The 3307-nt window shown below is 59.7% G+C and carries 2 protein-coding genes, 1 tRNA gene, 2 rRNA genes and 2 pseudogenes; 5 read left to right on the forward strand and 2 right to left on the reverse strand.

Features of this window, described 5'->3' with window-relative positions:
- From DI606_RS19885 to DI606_RS19900, 4 genes are all read left to right on the forward strand, one after another.
- Nucleotides 1-283 (forward strand): 23S ribosomal RNA (locus DI606_RS19885); the annotation flags it as partial.
- Nucleotides 284-436: 153 nt separating this feature from the next.
- Nucleotides 437-557 (forward strand): 5S ribosomal RNA (gene rrf / locus DI606_RS19890).
- Nucleotides 558-652: 95 nt separating this feature from the next.
- Nucleotides 653-729: transfer RNA gene (locus DI606_RS19895), tRNA-Met, on the forward strand.
- 106 nt (nucleotides 730-835) lie between these two features.
- Nucleotides 836-1033, forward strand: a complete 198-nt coding sequence (locus DI606_RS19900; protein ID WP_245892320.1) for a hypothetical protein — start codon at nucleotides 836-838, stop codon at nucleotides 1031-1033.
- A gap of 294 nt (nucleotides 1034-1327) precedes the next feature.
- Here DI606_RS19900 and DI606_RS19905 read toward each other — a convergent pair.
- Nucleotides 1328-2380: pseudogene (locus tag DI606_RS19905) on the reverse strand (recombinase family protein); the annotation flags it as partial.
- A gap of 255 nt (nucleotides 2381-2635) precedes the next feature.
- On the opposite strand from DI606_RS19905, the gene DI606_RS19910 reads away from it, so the two are divergent.
- On the forward strand, nucleotides 2636-2899 hold the full coding sequence (locus DI606_RS19910; RefSeq protein ID WP_004212606.1) for a DksA/TraR family C4-type zinc finger protein: 264 nt from the start codon (nucleotides 2636-2638) through the stop codon (nucleotides 2897-2899).
- Nucleotides 2900-2970: 71 nt separating this feature from the next.
- Here the strand turns inward: DI606_RS19910 and DI606_RS19915 are convergent.
- Nucleotides 2971-3207 (reverse strand): annotated as a pseudogene (locus DI606_RS19915) (exodeoxyribonuclease III); the annotation flags it as partial.
- Nucleotides 3208-3307: the final 100 nt, after the last annotated feature.

Genomic DNA, 3307 nt, shown 5'->3' on the forward strand with positions numbered 1-3307 from the left:
GACAGTTTGGTCCCTATCTGCCGTGGGCGTCGAAATTTGAGAGGAGTTGACCCTAGTACGAGAGGACCGGGTTGAACATACCTCTGGTGTACCAGTCGTCCTGCCAAGGGCGCAGCTGGGTAGCTATGTATGGACGGGATAACCGCTGAAAGCATCTAAGCGGGAAGCCTCCCTCAAGATAAGATTTCTTCGAGCGGTCGTAGACCACGACCTTGATAGGCCGGATGTGGAAGCATGGTAACATGTGGAGCTAACCGGTCCTAATGGCTCTGATCGCGCTTGAGATGCCCCACCATCAACGACAGTCCTGAAAAAAGACTGCCAATGACAGGCGGTCATTACGCTCAGGCCGGACATTCAGTAAAATAGTCGCATCCCCAACCGGAAACGCGACAGCACGGACATCGATTGAACCCCCAAAGCGCCAGCTTCATTGCTTGGTGACCATAGCGTCAGTGACCCACCCGATCCCATCCCGAACTCGGCCGTGAAACCTGACTGCGCCGATGGTACTGTGGCTCAAGCCCCGGCCCCGGAAGAGTAGGGCGTCGCCAGGCATTGAAGCTCGCGCTTTGGACTAAACCCATTCACAAACCCCTGTTGGTACAAAGCACAGCGCGCAACCAAAACGCGCCAGCCCAACACACGGTCCCGCGGGATGGAGCAGCCCGGTAGCTCGTCAGGCTCATAACCTGAAGGTCGCAGGTTCAAATCCTGCTCCCGCAACCACCGATACCGACATACCGGACACCTCCGACGCACCAGCGCCGGGGGCGGTATCGTTTTTGGCGGATTGCTGCCGCTCCAGCCAATCCAGGATGGTACCGAATTCACCATGCAGCATAGCGTTGACTTCGCCGCGCCTGGTGCCCGGCGTCAGGACGACGCGCTCGATGAGCCCGCGCAGGGCGTCGGCGGCCTCTTCGCGCTCTTCGGGACAGACCAGGGCGTCTGCCAGGCGCTCGACCTTGCCGCGATAAATCTCGGCGATGTTGGGATGGATATCCGGAACATCAGCCGGCGCGGCAGCTAGACGGGCGCGGATGGTGTCCTCCTGTGCTTCCAGATCGAGAAGGCGGTCGACGAGGGTGCGTGTTCCCTTGCCTTCTTCCACTATGTCCAGAACGCCCTTGATCGCTTTCAAAACCTTCTCGAGTTCAGCGCGATCTGCCGTGTCGGTTGCCCGGCGCTCGCGGTTCAGACGATTGGTCTCCTCTACGCAGGTGCGAATGGCCTTGGCGGCCACTTCGGGGCTCATCATCCGATCGCGGAGGCCATCGAGAACCCGCGCCTCCAGTTTCTCACGAGAGATGCTATGCCCGTTCGAACAGCTTCTCGTGTCGATATGGTTCGAACACGCAAACCGCCCCTGCCCGCGAAGGGTATAAGACCCGCCGCAGCATCCGCAGTAAACGAGGCCGGAGAGAAGGCTCCTCGGCCGACGGGTTCGGTTCAGTTTGTTGTGTGCCGCGCGCGTCGCTTCGATCACGCCGGCATACTGGACCGCTATATCTTCCTGTCTTGCCTTGGCTGCCTGCCACAGTTCCTCATCGACGATCCGTAGATCGGGGACGTCGGTGACGATCCATTCCGATTGCGGATTGATCCGTGACACGCGCTTGCCGGTCTGAGGATTCTTGAGATAGCGAAGCCGGTTCCAGACCAGCTTCCCGATATAGAGCTCGTTGTTAAGCAGACCGGTCCCACGCTTTGCGTGCCCCCGGATCGTCGTCGACGTCCAAAGTGTGCCGGTCGGCGCGGGTATGCCTGCTTCATTCAAGCGTCGCGCAATCGCCTGAGGGCTGAGTCCGTTGGCGAACTGCCGGAAGACCTGACGCACCACCTCGGCTTCGACGGCATTGATGCTGCGCTCGCCATGGACTGCCTCGCCTTCGCTGGAGAAGCGGCGAACAACGTCATAGCCGTAGCACAGGCCACCACCAGACTTGCCTTTCTCGACGCGTCCGCGCAGGCCACGATGGGTCTTCTTCGCAAGGTCCTTGAGGAACAGGGCATTCATGGTGCCCTTAAGGCCGACATGTAGCTCGGACACCTCGCCTTCAGCCAGCGTGACGATCTTCACGCCAGCGAATTGCAGGTGCTTGTAGAGCGTTGCAACGTCGGCTTGATCGCGGGATACGCGATCCAACGCCTCCGCGAGCAGAACATCGAACCGGCCCATCTGTGCGTCCTGAACGAGGGCCTGAATGCCGGGGCGCAGGATAACGCTGGCGCCGGAGATCGCAGCGTCCTTGTAGCTGCCTATAACATGCCAGCCTTCACGCTTCGCCTGCTCCCGGCATATTAGGAACTGATCCTCGATCGAGGCAGCACTCTGCTTGTCGTCGGAATAGCGGGCATAAAGGGCGACGCGGGTCATATCGTTCTCCTCGCGGAGAAATTAACATGATGCTCGTTACCTGCCAAATTGGGCGGCCCGCATTTAGGCAGTGGAGCATTCCTGCAGCTCACGAGGACAAGATAGCCTAGGCTTCAGAATGATCCATGGCGACGTTCCTCATTGGCGGACAAAGATTTCATAGGCGGGTACCGCTCGCATTCGAGTGCATCTTTGTAATCGCTTATGTCGCTCCCTATCTAGGGGGGGCGCAATTACTTGATCGAGGAATCCGACATGGCGAACGGATGGGCGCGCGATGGCGCCGTACAGGATCAGATCGATGATACGGTGACCGATGCTGTCTTGCGAGCCCGAGGCATGATGCCGACGGGCGAAGGTAGCGACGAATGCGACGATTGCGGCGAGGACATTCCGCAGGCTCGCCGCGCCGCCTTGCCGGGTACGCGGACCTGCGTTGCGTGCCAGGCGAAGCGGGATGCGAATATGCGCGCTGTCGGGATCAACCGGCGCGGGAGCAAGGACAGCCAGCTACGATAGACCTGTCGGTACGGTTCAAACCCGTCATTCAGCGCACTCGGGGAAAATCGTTCAGGGAAAAGCCTCTAATATCACGACATCGCATCGTTCTTCCTTGCCGATGCGGACTTCCGGCGGCGTACCGGCTTGCCGGCAATTTCGATCCAGACCGGTGCGTGGTCGCTGGTCTTTTCCCAGCCGCGCACGTGGCGGTCCACCTGCGCGTCGGTGAGCCGGTCGGTGAGCACCGGACTGAGCAGCAGATGATCGATCCGGAGACCGACGTTGCGGGCGTAGGCGTTCCGAAAATAGTCCCAGAATGTGTAGATCTGAACTGATGCGGTGGATGCCTCCCTTCATCGGGCATCGTATGATGCTCAATAGCGCCATGGCGGCGCATGAAGGAGGAGCATATGGCGAATGCACACA

It is taken from the genome of Sphingobium sp. (genome assembly GCF_003248505.1).
GTDB lineage: Bacteria > Pseudomonadota > Alphaproteobacteria > Sphingomonadales > Sphingomonadaceae > Sphingobium.